Here is a 16,149-nt window from a genome sequence, read left to right on the forward strand (position 1 = left end):
AACGATGGCGAGTTGGTGCCGCCCTGCGCCAGCCTGTGCCGATCCATGCTCGCCGCTCGCGAGCTTTATCGAGAATATCTCGGCCGCCGTCCGATCGCGCCTAACTCATTCGAGGAATTTGTGTCTGGCAAGGTTGTGAACGTCGGCGCTCATACGATGCCCCGCTAGTGATTTATGCAATATTGCTTGGTTATTCATCCCTTATCTTTTGGGACATATGTGCGCACCAAGAACAAAGACCTTCATCAAGTCCTCCAAGATAATCTTCAAGAGAAATTCCCCCAGTACATCTAATACATTCCGAGGTGTAATCAATTTCTTCGCCACAATTTGCGCAAGACAATTCTTCTTCTATCAATGTATTCTTATTGCATACTGGGCACTCAAATATTGGTCCGCTATCCATTCCTTCTTTGGCCCTGGTGTAAGCGTCACCCCCAAATAATTCGTCCAAAGTGAATTCAATCATATCAGAGTTTTCTATTTTTTCACCGCAGGTCCTGCAATGAAACTCTATGTATTCCTGAATGTTATTTTCTGGGTCTAACTGCTCAATAATTTCGGATTTGCAGCTCTTACATTTAAATGGAAGGTCTTGAAGTTTTGGTGAGTACCATTTAATTTCAGAAAATGTTTGTTTAGCTTCTTTTAATTGATGTTCATACAGATCTTTGGTTTCAAGCATCGTGGTCCAAGCACCTTCCAGATGAGCAATAGGATTCTCGCCGAGTTGGTGAAATAGGGAGGCGGCAACTGTAAAGCACTTGCTTATTGCGGCACGTATAGACGCCGAAGACTCCTTTGTATAGTAATGTTCCATATCGTTTCTAATGTTATTCAAATCCTGAAGTGATTTTTTATCAATATTTATACCGAAATCCTTAGCCCGATCACATATTTGAACAAAGTCTACTGTTCCATGGCCTACTTTTTCATGTGCCACGCCGCCCTGACCATCTGGAACAGGTTTTATCTTCGCAGCAATCACAATTTCCGGATCACCATTGGGGGTTGCTCGTATAAGAGCCTCTTTTGCTAGAAGCAGAATTCCTGCATAAAAATTTCTAACAGCAGAGATATCGCGATCTTGATCCTGTTGCTTGAAATCCTCGACCCCCATGCGCATTGAAGCGATTGCGTTCTCAAATATCGACGGCATCATTCCTCTCAGAGCATTTTCAAATTGCGAGCGATTGGAACACCTTCAGCCAACGCTCCTTGTCGCTCGGCCGACGCACCGCGTCGAGCGCTGTCAGACGTTCTTACCGAGATCGCAGCTTTGCACCGCATCAATTTATGCTAGAATATAGAAAGATAGCAGATAGAAAGTACGAAGTGTGTTCGGGCGGTTTGCCATCAACGACCCGGTGATGAACCTAATCCACGCCAGCACGCCGCGTAAGCTGCGTGCCGACAAGTGGCTCAAGTTCTATTCCGATCAGCAGTCCGATGAGACCCTGGTTCTTATCGGTCAAAAGTGGTCACGCCCCGAGACATTCCGCGTCTTTCAGGTCAACATCGTCAAAAAGGTCGTAAACAAGCGGGCGAACCTCTACCGGCTCCAGCCCCGTCGAACCTTCGACGGCTTCGATCAAGAGGCGGGAGACGCCCTCTACCGCACCATCAACGCGGACGTGATCCTGAAGCGCGCCTCGCGTCTCACCAAGCTTATGAAGACCTGTATGCTTCAGGTCGGCTGGAACGGCAGCCGCGCGGCGCTCTCGATCCTGACACCCTCGATCCTGGACGTGATCGCCTCCGATCCCGAGAACCCCGAGCGTGTCGTCGTCACTCACCGCGCCGCTCGCGACGCAGATACGACCTATTCGGACTGGACCGCGCGCAGCTTCTTCAAGCGCGACTATCGCGGTGTGCCGATGCCAGTGGAAGGCAACTCCGGCAGCGTGAACCCCTACGGGGTCGTACCCTTCGTGCCTCTGTTCGACCGCTACCCGGATGATGCGTTCTGGCTTCCCGGTGGTGACGACCTGATCGAGGCACAGGAGGCGGTCAACGTTGCCCTGTCCAACCTCTGGCGTGCCGTCGAGATGCAGGCGCACGGGCAGCCGTGGGCCACTGGCATCAGCTCAGCCGATGCGATCCGCGTTGGACCCGAGCGCACGATCACGCTGCCCGAAGGCGGCACCTTCGGCTTTGCTGCCCCTAACGCGCCGATCGAGGACATCCTGTCCGCGATCGAGTTTCTGATGCGGCAGACGGCAGCCTCCAACGACCTAACGGCCGATGTGTTCGACCTAGACCGCTCATCGGAGAGTGGCGCCGCGAAGCACGTTGAGCAGATCGACCTCAAGGAAGCGCGGCTGGACGACATTGCCCTCTGGCGGACCTACGAGGCCCGGCTGTGGGAGCTGCTGAAGGTCGTGGTGAACACCCACGCGCCCGGCACCATTCCGGCCGATGCGCGCATGTCGTGCGACTTCGCCGAGCTTCAGGAAAACGTCTCCGAGACGGAACGGCTGACCAACGCCCGCACCCGGATCGAGTTGGGTGCGTGGTCGGCCGTTGATCTCCTTCGCTCCGAGAACCCTGACGGCTTCGCCACGCGAGAGGCCGCGATGGCTGAGCTTCTTCGGCGGAAGGACGAGTCCGCCGCCCTCCTGCATCCACTGTGAGACCCATTATGACGACGCCCACCGATCAGGCGACCGTGCCGACGCCTGCCGCTACGCCCGAGCCCTCCCCGGCTCCTGCCACGCCTTCGGCCGCTCCCGATCAGCTCGGCGAGCTGATTGCCGGCATGTCCGCTCTGCGCGCCGAGCTGGCCGCGCTGAAGGCTGCCCCCGCCCCGACGCCTGCGCCTGTCCCGACCACGGACCAGAGCAAGCCGACGATCACCCCCATCACTCCCGACCTGTCCACCCTTCCGCCGCTCGCCCGCATGGCGGCCGGCTACCGCCGATAAGGAAATTCTACCGTGCTCACGATCACTGAATGGACGAAGCTCAACCCGACGCCGCTGGCGTCGGGCGTCGTGCAGATTTTCGCCGAGAACAACCCCGTCTTGGCCCTGATGCCGTTCGCCAACGTGGCGGGCAATTCCTACCGCTACAACCGTGAGGAAGCGCTGCCGGGCATCGCCTTCCGCGACTTCAACGAAGGCTACGCTGAGAGTACGGGTGTCGTGAACCCGCACACCGAGAAGCTAACGATCATCGGCGGTGACTCCGATTACGACGTGGCGCAGATCAAGATGGGCGTCGGCACTAACGACACCCGCGCCGTCCATGATGCCATGAAGGCCAAGGCCCTGACCCGCGAGTGGCTTCGCACCTTCTTCGACGGCAGCACCAACGACAACGCCAAGGCGTTCGACGGGTTGAAGGTTCGCATCACGGGCGATCAGGTTCTCATCGCTGGCGCCAACGGCGCCCCTTTTAACTTCGCTATGCTAGACGAGCTGTGCGATGCCGTCAGCGGCGGCCCGTCCGCGTTGTTCATGCGCAAGAGCCTGATCCGCGCATACCGCGCGCTCCTGCGCACCTCGGGCGGCACCACGCCCGAGAGCATCATGATCCCAAATTTTGGGCAGCCGGCCGTCACGCATAACGGCATTCCGCTTTTGCCGATCGAGGAAGACTCGATCGGCAGCGAAATCCTGGCAGCCAACGAGGTTCAGGGCACCGCGAACGACACCACCAGCATCTATGCGGTCAAGTTCGGCCCCGACATGCTCTCCGGCATCCAGACCGCCCCGGTGGATGTGCGCGACTTGGGTGAGATCGAGGCCAAGCCGGCCTATCGCACTCGCATCGAATGGTACTCGGGTATCTGCATCAAGCACCCGCGCGCCGTCGCCCGTCTGAAGGGTGTCAAGGCCGCCTGATCCTCTCTGACATCACCTTGGCGCGGGCTCATGCCCGCGCCAGCTGCCTCAAGCGACATTCCGCGATGCTCTCTGATCTCCAGGATCTATTCAGCTCCACCGTGCAGCACGCCGCCGCTGTCGGCTACACCCGGCAGGGGAGCGCCACCTACGGCACGCCCAAGCCCTATCGGGCCCGCGTACTTTACCGGGCGCGGCTGGTGCGTGATGCGCGAGGCAATAGTGTCGTGGCACGCGGCGAAGCATGGATTGCAGGCACGCCCTCGGTCGGCCTGGACGATGCTCTGACGCTGCCGGACGGCAGCAACCCGCCTATCCTCACCGTCGAGCTACTGATGGACGAAGCCGGCCCGTCTCACGTCCACGTCTTCTTCGGCTGACCCATGCCCCTTACGATTGGCGCCAACGCCTACATCAGCGCTTCTGACGCTGATGCTTATCTTTCTTTCAAGCTGCATTCTAACGGATGGAAGGCTGCCAGCGAGCAAGACCGTGAGCGCGCCTTGATCGAGGCGACGGCTGCTCTCGATCGGCTCGGCTTCTCTGGCTCCATCGCCCGTTACGATCAGCCCCTCGGATGGCCGCGCCTGCGCATGCGCGACCGTGAGGGCCGCTCGATCCCGTCGAACATTGTCCCGCAGACCGTACGTGATGCGACGTGTGAGCTGGCGCTGCATCTGCTGACTGCGCCCGAGCCGAAGCCCTCGCCGACTATCTCGCGCAAGCGCGTCGGAGACCTGGAACTCCAGTACCGCGCCACCGTGCCCGATCCGGTCCCGCCGATCGTCCGGCAGCTCTTGAGCCCCTTCCTCGCCGGGAGCCCTCATTCCGTGGAGCTGGTGCCGTGAGCGATCCCGTGCAGCAGCTCTCCAATGAACTTGAAGCCGAGCTTGAAGCGGCGTTTCTCGACGCGATCGAGGCCATCGCCGAGCACGTGGACGTGCCCTCGCTGATCGAGGCCGCCAAGCGTGGCGACGAAGACGTTTTAGCCGCCTACGTGGCTGACCGGCTGGAGCCGTTCCGCGTGTTGCTGACGGCTGCCTTTGCCAGCGCAGGCACGATCGCGGCCGGTCGGCTTGGGCTCGCCTTCGACTCGGCTGAGCAGGTTGCTTCGGCTGCCCGCGTGTCTGCCGTGAGCAGCATCATGCGCTCGATCATCACCGACACGGCCAAGGCGATGCTCCAGGCCGCATTCCGTTCCACCTTTCTGCCAGCGGCCGTTGTTGGAAGTGTCCTGGCCGCTGCTGTCCCCGCTCAAGGCGCCGAGAAGGCGATCTTGGTTCGAGAGACCATCGGACTTTCTCCGGCGCAGGGCGCCTCCCTCGCCGTCTTCCGGGCTGCTCTGGAGCGTGCTGTTGCGCAGCAGTCACAGGCCGAGCGCCGCCCTGCCTTCACCCATGAGATGGCGATCCTCCCCGAACTGCCGGCGCATGTCCTGCGCCATCTAAGCGCGCCACAGCGTTCGGTGATCGAGAAGGCGACCCGTCTCCAGCTCAATCGGGAGCAGGCTGAAGACCTAGTTGCTCAGCAGCGCCGCATCCTCCTGAAGGTACGCGCTGGCGCGATCGGCACGGCTGGCGCCGTCACCATCACGAATGCCGGCGAGTCTGCGAGCTGGCAGCAGGCAGTGAGCCGCCGCGATCTCGGACCCGAGTGGCGCCGCTACTGGCGCGACCGGGGCGATGAACGCGTGCGCCACATCCACGGGCAGGTGAACCAACAAAATCCGAACGGCGTCGAGATCGACCAGCCCTTCGCGACGGCTCTCGGCCCCTGTTACACCCCACCCTTGGAAGCCGGCTGCCGTTGTCGCGTAGAGTTGCGGAGGGCAGCATGAACATAGCATCTGATGGACGTTTCGCCTACGCCTCTCTGAGAAGCTCGGTTGGCGAAGCTAATGTATGTTCGCCAAAATACCTTGTTAAATCATAAACATAGCATGCTATCTCGTAATTACGGCGCCTAGTTACTATCTCTCTGTAGCTGCCGTTCAGTCCGTAGCAATTCCATGCAAACATGAGGTTCTGTTCATGAGGGCTGCTGTCTTCAATGCATGTATTCAAGAGATCCGAAATGCTGACCCGCGAGAAGACCTGGTTTTTTTCGTCAGAGTAGACGGAATGATATTGAAAGGAGCAATTACGCACAATAGCAACCTGCATTACATAAAAATAACCGACAGTGCTGGTAGGCATGTGTACGTTGATGTGGATGACGTTAGGTACATTGGACCTGATTGACATTTCAACTAGCGGGAAGGGACTAGGCGCTGCCGCTCTCCCCGCTCCCTCCTAAAAATTAATTAGGTTGCGAATAACCATTAGAAAACAGTGCGTTAAAAATCGTATGGTGGAGTTATGGTAACTACAAGCAGGCACACAAGACAGGAAATTGTAGGAATCGTTGGCGCATCTGATCTCATAATTGATGGTCAGCGCGTAGATCAGCGTAGCGTAGTCGGGCGCCGCTGGCGACAGAACATTGCCGATCTTGCCATGCAGCTTGGGGATACGGTCACTCCGGCTGAGGGCATGCTGCTCCGGCGCGCTGCGACCTTTGCCGCCCTGTGCGAGCGGGACGAAGCCGCTCTGGTACGCGGGGATGCCGTCGATGAAGAGGGCTACCGAAGGAACGCGACGGCGCTCGGCGCCGCCCTGGTGAAGCTTGGGCTCGCGGCCAAGAGCCGGGACGTGACCAAGGCGCAGAGCAAGCTCTATGACGCCCACGCCGCCGCCATTCTGGCAGACGCCTAGCCACTGTCTTTCATTCTAGCTGTTAGTTTACATTCTACAACGGACGTAGTAGGTTTTCACTGTCACCCACCGAGGCGTTCGGCGATGAGTTTCGTTTCCTATTACCGCGTCTCCACTGCTCGGCAGGGTGCTTCAGGTCTTGGCCTCGACGCGCAGCGCGCCGCCGTCATAGCGTACACGCACGGCTCCGAGATTGTTGCCGAGTTCACTGAGGTGGAGTCCGGCAAGCGCGCTGATCGCCCTCAGCTCGCCGCTGCTATTGCGTACGCCAAGAAGCACAAGGCCATCTTGGTCATCGCGAAGCTCGATCGCCTCGCCCGCGACGTGCATGTCATCTCTGGCCTGATGAAGAGCGGCGTGGAGTTCGTGGCAACCGATCTCCCCATGGCGAACAAGCTCACCATCCACATCATGGCGGCGATGGCAGAGCATGAGGCTGAGATGATCTCAGAGCGCACGAAGAAGGCGCTCGCGGCAGCCAAGACACGTGGCACCAAGCTCGGCGGTGTGAGACACGATCTCGCCAACGCACGCAGCGTCCAGACAGAGCAGGCGCAGATGCGTCGTGCCAACGTGCTGCCGATCGTAGAGCAGATACGCGGGGCAGGGGTGACGACGTTGAACGGGATTGCGGGTGCGCTTAACGCTCGCGGGATCAAGACACCAAGGGGAGGCGAATGGTCCGCGACGCAAGTTTCGCGTGTGGTCGGGGCGCGATGCAAGGAAAGTAGCCTACCGAACACGGGCTGACAGCGCGGAAATTTGTCGCTGTAGACGATACGCAGCACCCCACCCCCTCGTGAGGATCCAAAGGCAATAGCCGAGGGGCGTCACAGAGAATTTGCTACCGCTCCTCTTAATGCTACAAATCTGATTGAGTATGCCTATCTGACAAGTGGAACACGCCTATCGTGAAACCCCGCCCTGTTATGCAAGGATTTGGAACTGGAGCGGCCACAAATACGGATCTATATTTACGAGAGAATTTCCATGAGTATTGCTGTTACAAAAAGCACACAGAGGCAATTTCTTCATGGTTTATATGGACCACAAGCTGCAAATTTTACGTCACATCTTATAGATGATTTGCTGTGTCTCAACGGTGCCCGAGGGGGCTACGAAATGTTTTTTAAAATATTTACATTTAAAAGATTCATATATTACGGATTTCCAATATATCTCGTCTTTGCCGAATATGCGATCAGATTTCTTCTGAGTTACGCGCCCGGAAAAACTGAAGATCTTGCGCTAATCGGATCGACTAGCACTGTTACTGCGGCCGGCCTATCCTTGATTGCTCCTATTTTGATTCCAAAACCAGTGGCACTGAACCAAAATGCTTTAAAGATCGTTAATCAAAACAATGTCGCCGTTGTTCGAGTCGGTGACCAAAAACTTATCGCTCTAGCTTATCTGGCGCTGCTTTTTTTGCCGTTCGTTTGGGGTTGGGCCCTCTGGATGGTGCACAAAGATACCACGGATTATGATCTAACAATTAGCGGCGTTAGCCTTCCCGGGCCCTTCCTTGTAGCTGTAGTAATATACATGTTTGGCATGATACTGACGGAAATAAAGGAGGTTGTGTGATGGTTCCTAGTTTCGTTATAATTGAGGCGGCAGCTAAAATAGCTGTAGCTGTACTAGGATCTGGTATAGGAGCTTCCTTGGCTTCAGCCATAAAAACATTAATTAGTCAGAAGCAGCATTCAGTCGCGGTCAAGCTCCCATCGGGGAAAGAGATCGTACTCGAAATTGATGATCGTTTGTCTCAGGAGAAGGTAAGCGAACTGATTTCCGCTGCGGTTCGGTCTGCTCAATCCGGTGACGAAGATGGAGTTAAACGCGTCATTGATGCGAGCCATGCCGCGTCCTTGGAAGCCCGTATGGGAGCTGCAAGTTAGCTCTCTGCTAAGCTATTTTTACATATATTCATCGCATTAAAACGATGTTGAATGAACTGTGTTGATGTTTTTTGCATAAATGATTACAATTATGCGCGCCGTAATAATTAAGAGCGGGGATTTGGGAACTGTTTCTAGCGTCCAATTTGATTGCGCCGCAGTCTTGTCCCCAGGGACGTATTTTGGGCAAAAAAATCCGCTGCATACCAACGAGTTTTCGCTATAGCCTTGGAGCTAGGGCGGCTTCGCGTTCTGGCGCACCATAGTCAGGAGCGAACATGCAGAGCCGGTTGGACGTACAGCGCGAATACACGAACCGTGAAATTGAAAATAAAGCTTTGTTGTATTGGCTTCGAGCCAACGATAATGCAAATAAATTCCCAGATCTGGATAAGAGCCAACATTTGTTCTTGCTCGAACCGCACATGTACGGTGCGGGCTGTTGCGGTTGGCGCCGCTATTACATGTTGCGTTCTGTATGCAGCGTACTTGCTGTGTTCAGTGTATCCCGTCTGATTTCTACGTCACCACAGCTCCACAAGCGAAATACTGTCCCGAGTGGCCTCTCGGAGGGCAAGGCCATCAGCTTGGACCAGTTCTATGCGTGGGAAGCCCAGTAGGAGAAGCAGGAGAAGCGGATCGCCGGGTGGGAAGCCGAATGGAAAAAGCTGTTCGCTGAGAAGCGCTTATAGGCAGATGCAGAAGCCAAAAAGCCTGTGCAGGAAGTCGCTCGGGCCGAGCCGCAGCCCAGTCTCGCGACTATCTTTTAGACCGCTTCCGCCTCCAATACGCCGGCCGTCGATGACGACGTGCTTGAAAAAATGCTCGACTGCCTCGACGGCCTCGCTGCATAGGTGGCCTTGATCTTCAGGCGCAGCGCGCGGTGATCCACCCGTGATCGGGTGCGCAAACACCCGTTCGCCTCAGAGCCATGGCAAGATGGTTCCGAGGAGAAGATCAGGGAAGCTTGTCTCACTCTAGCCCCGTCTGCTGCTACCCGAGCGATAAGCGGAGGACCAAGGTCAAGCTGGCCCTCTGCGACGTGCAGAAGGTGGACGCCGCCGTCTGAGCGGTCCTAGCGCCCTTCCATATCATCGAATTGAGGCATCCCCGGTTGCTTGCCCTTTTAGCAAGTGACCCGTTGGTGTTTGAGCTTCAACAACGCCTCTTTTTCCAAAAAAATAATTGTTAATGTCCTGTTGTTGTCGTGGTACAATGGCAATTGCTTTTAGAAAGGAACGATCATGTCTCGAGTTACCCACACCACTATCAGTCTTCCGCCTTCGCGTGCCAGTCAGTTGCGTTCTATTGCCCACGCGCACGATTGCAGTATCACGGACGCGATTGAGCTGCTGATCCGCCGCGAGATCAAGGCTGGTCGCCTGAACGATGAGCTGCCGGGTTTCGCCGCTCACACTGGACACGGCAACGTTTGTCTCGAGATCGGTCGGATCGGCCTGCCGCCTCTGTCGCCGGCTAATGCCCGCGTTGTAGCCGATTTCTTCGAGGCGACTGCGGATACCGATGCTGGAGAGCCTTGGCGGAAGAAGGTCGAGCTGAACTCTGGCGACATGCACACGCTCAGTCTCACGCGGAGGGGTGCTGGTATCGCTGGCCGCGTCTTCTGCGACGAGATGGAGATCGAGCAGAAGTTTTCGATGACGCGTGGCATGGCTCGCGATTTTGCCCGGCTCATCCGCAGGGCTGCCAACGCAGCATAGTCGATAAACAGTGAGGTCGCCCGTATGGCACTACGGACGGCCTTCGAAACTCTCGCCCCTGCTGGAGCAAGACTGAAAGTTATTTAGCGCTATGCGTCCTCTATTACAAGATAATATTTGGAATAAGCTTGAAGAAAGCGTTGGCATTAGCGGGTGTTGGACGCTCCGCGACTACATGCGCGCAGCAGCGGCGGCGCGGTTTGAGCTTGCGTCACGGCAGGCCCTGTCTCTCGCGAACGACGATGTTGAGCCTACTCACGGCGCCGTCACCGCCCCGTCCCGAGTGGGCCATTTGGAAAATCTGCGTCTTCGCAGCTCCGATGCACGCGACCGGAGAAACCGTGATCGCACAGGGCCTTACTTCAAGCAGCTTGTCGTTGCTGAGGCGCCGGCTTCTTTTAGTAAGAACCCCCTCCTACTCACCGACGACCTTCTTGATCCTCTTGCCCATGTACCACCTTCCCCGCTGACGCCCTCGCACGCCAACGACGATCACCCTCAGCCCGAGAACGATAACGACCGGCCGGCGCTGACGAAAGCACAGGCTCGGCGCGCAGCCCAGGATGCCCGCGACACGCGGCAGGGGCCGGACTGGAAGAGGACGCGGGACGCGGGGAAGCTGACCGGCATGGGGCGCGCGGTCGTTCTCGACGGGGGCGCTTCAACCCGTACCTTCACCCTGAACCCCGCGCCGGACACCCTAGCCCGCGCCCTGGCCTCGAACCACAACGGCTTCGCCTCCTGGTTCCAGAAGCGCATTGGCCGCGAGCTGCGCGCCGTAGGGCTCGATCTTCCCTTCACCTTCGCTGTGGACGTGACCCGCACCCGGCGCCCGCACCTCCACGGGCTGATCGTGGCCAACGATGACCAGCTTCCGGCTGCGGAACGTGCCCTAAAGCGCGCAGGAGGCCTCTGGACGGCCGCGCATGACGAGAAGCAGGTTCATACCGGGATCGTCTGGAACACCGATGGGTGGACCGCCTACAGCTCCCGGAACCTCGCTGCGGCGCGGAAGGTGGTTGGGTCGGGCGTGGTCGCCGGCACTGGAGCACTCCGACGCGAAGGGCGTGAGCTTCACGAGCGACTTAGGGCTGCCGAGATCGCCGGCCGATGAAGTCAGTGCTTACTTACTAAAGCCCTGACTCGATCGCACTTTCCCGCAAGATGTGTCTCTTTAACCCTTGTCGTTCCCGAGAAGCTGTGAAAGCGGATAGCTAGCAGCTAGAATGATGCTAGAGGATGTATGCCCATTTTCTTGGTTCGCATGAACACGCCGAGCTATGGCCGGACCTGGCCCTGCTGGCGCGTGTGGTGGACGGCATGGAGGACATCACGATCGGTCGACACCCGGTGCTCGGTGTGTGTGTGTCGTCAGCCACCGGGGGCTTGAGCCCCTTTTCTCGTGGATGACGCACGACCCGATCCCGGACGAGCTGGTCGATTGCCCGAGCAGCGACACAGAGGGCTACAGGGTGGCCGACCGCGCTACTGGCCTTGAAGCGCTGCTGTGCGCGATCGTTGGTACGCGCTGATGCTGCCGGGCGTGCATTGACCCGATACCCAGCTACGGGGCAACGTGGCTAACTTCGGGGACAACCCCCGAGTCGTTCGAGGATCACCGCCGCGACAGTGACCTAGAAAAAGCAACGGCCCCGAAGGCGCCAACCTTCGAGGCCGTGGACCGATCTCATAGAGACCAGCGGGGTCAATTCACCTCCCGACAGTCTCACGAGCGCCCCAGGGCGTCAAGCGGGAACGCCAATTCCTGCAACGGTCCTGCTTTGTCTGAAGAGGGTGCGCAAGCCAATGCGCTGCCCTCGCTCTGCCGTGGCCCATCAAGGGCCGGGACCATGTTCGCTGACCAATTGCGGAGTGCCGTCGAGGCGTCGCCGCGCGTGAAGCTGCCCGAGCTGGCGGCGGTGCTCTGGCGCGCCTACGGTGAAGGACAGGTGACAGAGGCGGAGGCTGAGAGCCTATCGGCGCTGATCGAGCTGAAGCGCATCCCGCCTGAGAAGCCTGTAGCAGCCCCTAGGAGGCCTGTGGGCTCCCGGCCGCGCTCAGATGCCTCTATGGAGCGCCGACGCCGCTGGGCGGCCTCAGGGCGGCTTCCTCCGGCTATCGCAGCGCAGTTCACCCTAGCAGAGCAGGCGGTACTCTCCGTCGTCACCGTCGAGACCGTGAAACGCGGCGACTGCCGGCTGACGCACGATCACATCGCAGCGCTAGCCGGCGTCAGCCGCTCGACGGTCAAGGCAACCCTGCGCCGAGCTCGCGATCTCGGGCTGGTGACGATCGAGGAACGTCGCTCGACGGCCTGGAGGAACCTCCCGAACATCGCGCGGGTCGTCTCCCGCGAGTGGCAGGCGTGGATGCGCCTCGTGCGCCGCGAGCCTACTGGAGGGGGTGGGGTCAAATCCTCAGCCACCACGGATACAAGGGGTTTACGGCGGGGGAGGCAGGTGGCTTCCGTCACCCATCACCCTGATGTTCCTAAGGCTGGCTCCAAGGCGACTTTCGCCATACACCGCAAAATCAACCACAGGTTTAATTAAAATGGTATATCGTCATCGAGATCATAATTAGGCTGTCCAGAATCGGATTGTTTCTGGGAGGATTTAGATGGTGGATCTAAGCGTTTTTGCTCTGAAGGACTTGGCAATTTTTGCTGTTCCTTCTCAACAGTACGGGCTTGCTTAAGGAGTTTCGTAATAGAGTCGATAAATTTACGGAGCGGATTTAACTTTTCTGAGGCTTCCTCCATAGAGTCTGATGCTTCAATTATGAGATCCATCGCAATTTCGAATCGAGTGCGATCTCTCTCTAATTCTATTTCAAATGCGTTTATACGTTCATGGAGCGCCTCCCTTTTTACGCCTGGAATGTCAATTCCATCTATAATGGTCTTTATCTTTGATATGTATTCTCTAATTGATTCTTTAATCGAAGGTGCAATACGAATAGAATATTTCTTTGTTCGCCTTCCATGGAGTATACTTACACGCACTTTGAATGCATCAATTTCATAAAGAAATGCCTTGTATTTATCATAAACATCTCTATCGAGGTAGTTCCCATCATAATCGCGTAATATATTAAGATCTAATTCTCTAGCTGCCGCAGCAGCTTTATTCATATATGAGATATATGCTTCTGTGTAATATCTGCTGTCATCAGGAAGCTCTCTCAGTTCGCTATTTAGCTCAGCTCTAAAATAGTCCTCGACTTTTACAAACGCGAGCTCTGGTTCTTCAGGAAGATCGTCATATATTGAGCTTGACATGCGAGTCTCTTTTACAGTATGTGATTGTGCGTTGCTTTCGATTTGCTATAAGACGATGCAAGTTACTTCTGGATGCGCTGCTGCTCATACAAGTCCGTCATCCGCTCCAGCAGCTCCCCGAGCGTGATGCGCTCGTGGAGTGCGAGCCACTTCATTTTGTCGTGCGTCTCCAGCTTGATCCGTGTGGAGAACTGATGCGTCCGTCCCGTAGCGCGGAGTGAGCGCCCGTCCGGCATCGGGGAAGTTCGCTCAGGCATAGGAGCCGACGCAGGCGCATCCTGCTCTGCGGGTTCTGGGTCGGGTCCACCAAAGCCGGCCAGCACGTTCTCCATCGTGTCACCCAACGTCTTGCGCGGCGCCTTGCTCATTCCTTCACTCCCAACCGAACAAGAACCGCATCAGCCAACGCGGCAAATTCCTCGCCTGACGGGCTGCCGGCGGGAACCGGCTCGCCGGACGACAGGCTGTCCACGACCACGGAACGTGACGAGATCGGAGCCGAGACTGGCTCTGTAAGTCGCGTGAGGGCGCCCGCTACTTCACGGCCCGCGCCCGTCCGCCGATCCACGCGCGACGGCACAATCAGGATTTCAGGCCGTCCCTTGCCGGCACCCATGCGGTGCTTGCGGATGATGCCGACCGTCTCGGCCGCTCCCCGCATGTCGAGGATCGAAGCGCCGACTGGCACCAACGCGATATCGGCCACTGCTACCGACGCGGCGAACGAGGCGCCGCGCTTCCCTTCCGCGTCGATCACCACGAAATCGGCCTGGATCGAGCGCATCGCGTTGCCCCAAGCTCGCGCTGCCGTAGGGTCGTCGCTTTCTAGGGCGTGAACCTGAGCCTCGAACCCGAAGCCGCCGGGGCCGGCGATGGCCGCTGCGTGCCCGGCCGGGTCCGCGTCGATCACCACAACCTTGGACCCGCGCCGCACCAGTTCGGCCGCAAGATTGAGCGCGATCGTCGTCTTGCCGACGCCGCCCTTCGTGGATGCGAGCGCAATAATCTTCATGAGGCGGATCATACGGCCAAGATGCAATCTTTCAAGCGACCTCATATATGCTAGAATGCTAACAGCTAGAAAACATTCAGACGAATATGCCGCCTCGCTCTGCCCCAACTGTCAACATCGCTGCTTGGAAGCTGAAGGACTCCAGGGGCTTCTTCGCATGGCTGGAGGATGTGCAGCCGCAGGTACCGTCATCGAGGGGCGGCTTTGAGCCCTACGTGCCCGGCCCCTTGGAGCGGGCCGAGTTGGAGAAGGCGCTGGACGGCGACTTCCGCACGATCATCCTGTGCTGGCCGCGCCGACACGGCAAGACGATCGGCGCAGCGCTCATCATCGCGTGGCGGCTTATGTCCCGGCGGACCCAGACCGTCGCCATGGTCGCCAACTCCGAGAAGCAGACCACGGACACGGCGTTCAAGCTGCTGAAGACGATCCTGGAGGCCACACCCTACAGCGCGGCCCTCGTGAAGCAGGGTGCCATCAAGATCGCTGCCGACAAGATCGAGTACCCCGACCTTGGGAACGTGATCCAGGGCTTCCCCTCCAATCCGGCCGCCCTGTTCGGGAAGAAGCTCTCGATCGCTCAGGTGTCCGAGCTGCACGCCGCCACGTCCGATGCCGCCTATCAGGCGCTCGCGTCGGCGACGATCGATACCGACGATGGGCTCGTGTTGGTGGACAGCACCGTGGGCTCGCGCAGCTCGCCGCTATATGGCCTCTACAGCCTCGCGCAGGAGGGCGCCGACCCGAGCCTCTTCTACTCGCACATCAGCTACGCGGACCTAGAGGACGCCTGCGCTCGCCGCCCGCGCTGGATTTCAGAAAAGGGACTTCGCAGCCGCGCAGCGCAGATGCTCCCCGGCGAGTTCGCGCAGCAGCACCTCAACCGTTGGGGCGACGGCACCAGCACCCTCTTCACCCCGGCCATGATCGAGGGCTGCAAGGACGATTACCGTCTGGACGTGGCCTCGATCACGGGCGGCGCAGCCCACGTTGTCGGTGCCGGCCTCGATCGCGCCTATGGCTGGTCAGTGCATGGCGATGCGACGGTCGCGACGTGCGTGCTCAAGATGCTCATCGGCGAGGACGCCCACTACTACGTGCTGGCCTCGGACAAGATCGCCTTCAGCACCGCAGCCGGCATCCGCAAGGCGCTGACGCGCTACCGCACCGACCATGGCATGAGCCGGGCCGCGATCGAGAGCTACAACGCGCAGGACATCGCGGCGTGGTGCGGGGATCAGGCGTTCGACCACGAGCTGATCTCGGTCACGTCCGAGCGGAAGGGCAACGCTTTCACCGCGCTTCATGCCGCCGCTACCGAAGGGCGGCTCCACATTCATAAGAGCTTCACGGCGCTGCTCTCCGAGATGGGGACGCTGGAGTACGCCCTGGAGACCGGCAACCGCCCCACATTCAAGGCTGCCGGCAAGCACCATGACGATCACGTCTACAGCCTCGCATGGGCGGTCTACGCGCTCCGCGACGTGGAGCTGAACCCCTACGAGCTGTCCGGTGTCCACTGCTACGGGTCGGCTCCGGCCGTGCCGTTGTGCATTCTGAACGATGGCGAGTTGGTGCCGCCCTGCGCCAGCCTGTGCCGATCCATGCTCGCCGCTCGCGAGCTTTATCGAGAATATC

The 16,149-nt window shown here is 58.4% G+C and carries 18 protein-coding genes; 14 read left to right on the forward strand and 4 right to left on the reverse strand.

Annotated features, from left to right (window positions below; translation table 11 throughout):
• Positions 1-190: 190 nt before the first annotated feature.
• Positions 191-1,162: a hypothetical protein gene (locus OWC43_RS24100; protein ID WP_393958831.1), complete on the reverse strand. Its 972-nt coding sequence runs from the start codon at positions 1,160-1,162 to the stop codon at positions 191-193.
• A 175-nt stretch (positions 1,163-1,337) separates the two neighbouring features.
• On the opposite strand from OWC43_RS24100, the gene OWC43_RS24105 reads away from it, so the two are divergent.
• The 13 genes from OWC43_RS24105 to OWC43_RS24165 all read left to right on the forward strand — a co-directional run bounded on the left by OWC43_RS24105 (position 1,338) and on the right by OWC43_RS24165 (position 12,771).
• Positions 1,338-2,633, forward strand: a complete 1,296-nt coding sequence (locus OWC43_RS24105; RefSeq protein ID WP_393958832.1) for a hypothetical protein — start codon at positions 1,338-1,340, stop codon at positions 2,631-2,633.
• Positions 2,634-2,641: 8 nt separating this feature from the next.
• A complete protein-coding gene (locus OWC43_RS24110) occupies positions 2,642-2,923 on the forward strand; it encodes a hypothetical protein (RefSeq protein ID WP_393958833.1) in 282 nt (93 codons plus the stop codon).
• Positions 2,924-2,935: 12 nt separating this feature from the next.
• Positions 2,936-3,844 carry a major capsid protein gene (locus OWC43_RS24115; protein ID WP_393958834.1) on the forward strand — a complete coding sequence of 303 codons (909 nt, stop codon included), beginning with the start codon at positions 2,936-2,938 and terminating at the stop codon, positions 3,842-3,844.
• A gap of 65 nt (positions 3,845-3,909) precedes the next feature.
• Positions 3,910-4,224, forward strand: a complete 315-nt coding sequence (locus OWC43_RS24120) for a hypothetical protein (protein WP_393958835.1) — start codon at positions 3,910-3,912, stop codon at positions 4,222-4,224.
• A gap of 3 nt (positions 4,225-4,227) precedes the next feature.
• Positions 4,228-4,692: a DnaT-like ssDNA-binding protein gene (locus OWC43_RS24125; RefSeq protein WP_393958836.1), complete on the forward strand. Its 465-nt coding sequence runs from the start codon at positions 4,228-4,230 to the stop codon at positions 4,690-4,692.
• Positions 4,689-5,681, forward strand: coding sequence for a hypothetical protein (locus tag OWC43_RS24130; RefSeq protein WP_393958837.1), 993 nt, complete (start codon positions 4,689-4,691; stop codon positions 5,679-5,681). The genes OWC43_RS24125 and OWC43_RS24130 overlap by 4 nt, the downstream gene beginning before the upstream one ends.
• A 658-nt stretch (positions 5,682-6,339) precedes the next feature.
• Complete coding sequence (locus OWC43_RS24135; RefSeq protein ID WP_393958838.1) at positions 6,340-6,597, forward strand: hypothetical protein; 258 nt, start codon at positions 6,340-6,342, stop codon at positions 6,595-6,597.
• A gap of 84 nt (positions 6,598-6,681) precedes the next feature.
• Complete coding sequence (locus OWC43_RS24140; RefSeq protein WP_393958839.1) at positions 6,682-7,347, forward strand: recombinase family protein; 666 nt, start codon at positions 6,682-6,684, stop codon at positions 7,345-7,347.
• Between the two features lie 240 nt (positions 7,348-7,587).
• Complete coding sequence (locus tag OWC43_RS24145) at positions 7,588-8,184, forward strand: hypothetical protein (protein ID WP_393958840.1); 597 nt, start codon at positions 7,588-7,590, stop codon at positions 8,182-8,184.
• Entirely contained in the window at positions 8,184-8,498 is a 315-nt protein-coding gene (locus OWC43_RS24150; RefSeq protein WP_393958841.1) for a hypothetical protein, read from the forward strand. Before OWC43_RS24145 ends, OWC43_RS24150 begins: the two co-directional genes overlap by 1 nt.
• Positions 8,499-9,742: 1,244 nt before the next feature.
• On the forward strand, positions 9,743-10,219 hold the full coding sequence (locus OWC43_RS24155; RefSeq protein ID WP_393958842.1) for a hypothetical protein: 477 nt from the start codon (positions 9,743-9,745) through the stop codon (positions 10,217-10,219).
• Between the two features lie 292 nt (positions 10,220-10,511).
• Positions 10,512-11,333, forward strand: a complete 822-nt coding sequence (locus OWC43_RS24160) for a hypothetical protein (protein WP_393958843.1) — start codon at positions 10,512-10,514, stop codon at positions 11,331-11,333.
• A 781-nt stretch (positions 11,334-12,114) separates the two neighbouring features.
• Positions 12,115-12,771: a transcriptional regulator gene (locus tag OWC43_RS24165; RefSeq protein ID WP_393958844.1), complete on the forward strand. Its 657-nt coding sequence runs from the start codon at positions 12,115-12,117 to the stop codon at positions 12,769-12,771.
• On the opposite strand, the gene OWC43_RS24170 is transcribed toward OWC43_RS24165, so the two are convergent.
• From OWC43_RS24170 to OWC43_RS24180, 3 genes are all read right to left on the reverse strand, one after another.
• Positions 12,768-13,499, reverse strand: a complete 732-nt coding sequence (locus tag OWC43_RS24170) for a hypothetical protein (RefSeq protein ID WP_393958845.1) — start codon at positions 13,497-13,499, stop codon at positions 12,768-12,770. The two genes, OWC43_RS24165 and OWC43_RS24170, sit on opposite strands and share 4 nt — an antisense overlap.
• 62 nt (positions 13,500-13,561) lie before the next feature.
• Positions 13,562-13,867 (reverse strand): hypothetical protein, encoded by a 306-nt coding sequence (locus OWC43_RS24175; RefSeq protein ID WP_393958846.1) that lies wholly within the window; start codon positions 13,865-13,867, stop codon positions 13,562-13,564.
• Entirely contained in the window at positions 13,864-14,511 is a 648-nt protein-coding gene (locus OWC43_RS24180) for a ParA family protein (protein ID WP_393958847.1), read from the reverse strand. Before OWC43_RS24180 ends, OWC43_RS24175 begins: the two co-directional genes overlap by 4 nt.
• A 215-nt stretch (positions 14,512-14,726) precedes the next feature.
• Between OWC43_RS24180 and OWC43_RS24185 the strand changes: the two genes are divergently transcribed.
• Positions 14,727-16,149 (forward strand): terminase large subunit domain-containing protein (locus OWC43_RS24185; protein ID WP_393958848.1); only part of this gene is annotated, 1,423 nt, incomplete at its 3' end.

The sequence above is a fragment of the Methylorubrum sp. POS3 genome (assembly GCF_043352485.1).
GTDB classification, from domain to species: Bacteria; Pseudomonadota; Alphaproteobacteria; order Rhizobiales; family Beijerinckiaceae; genus Methylobacterium; species Methylobacterium suomiense.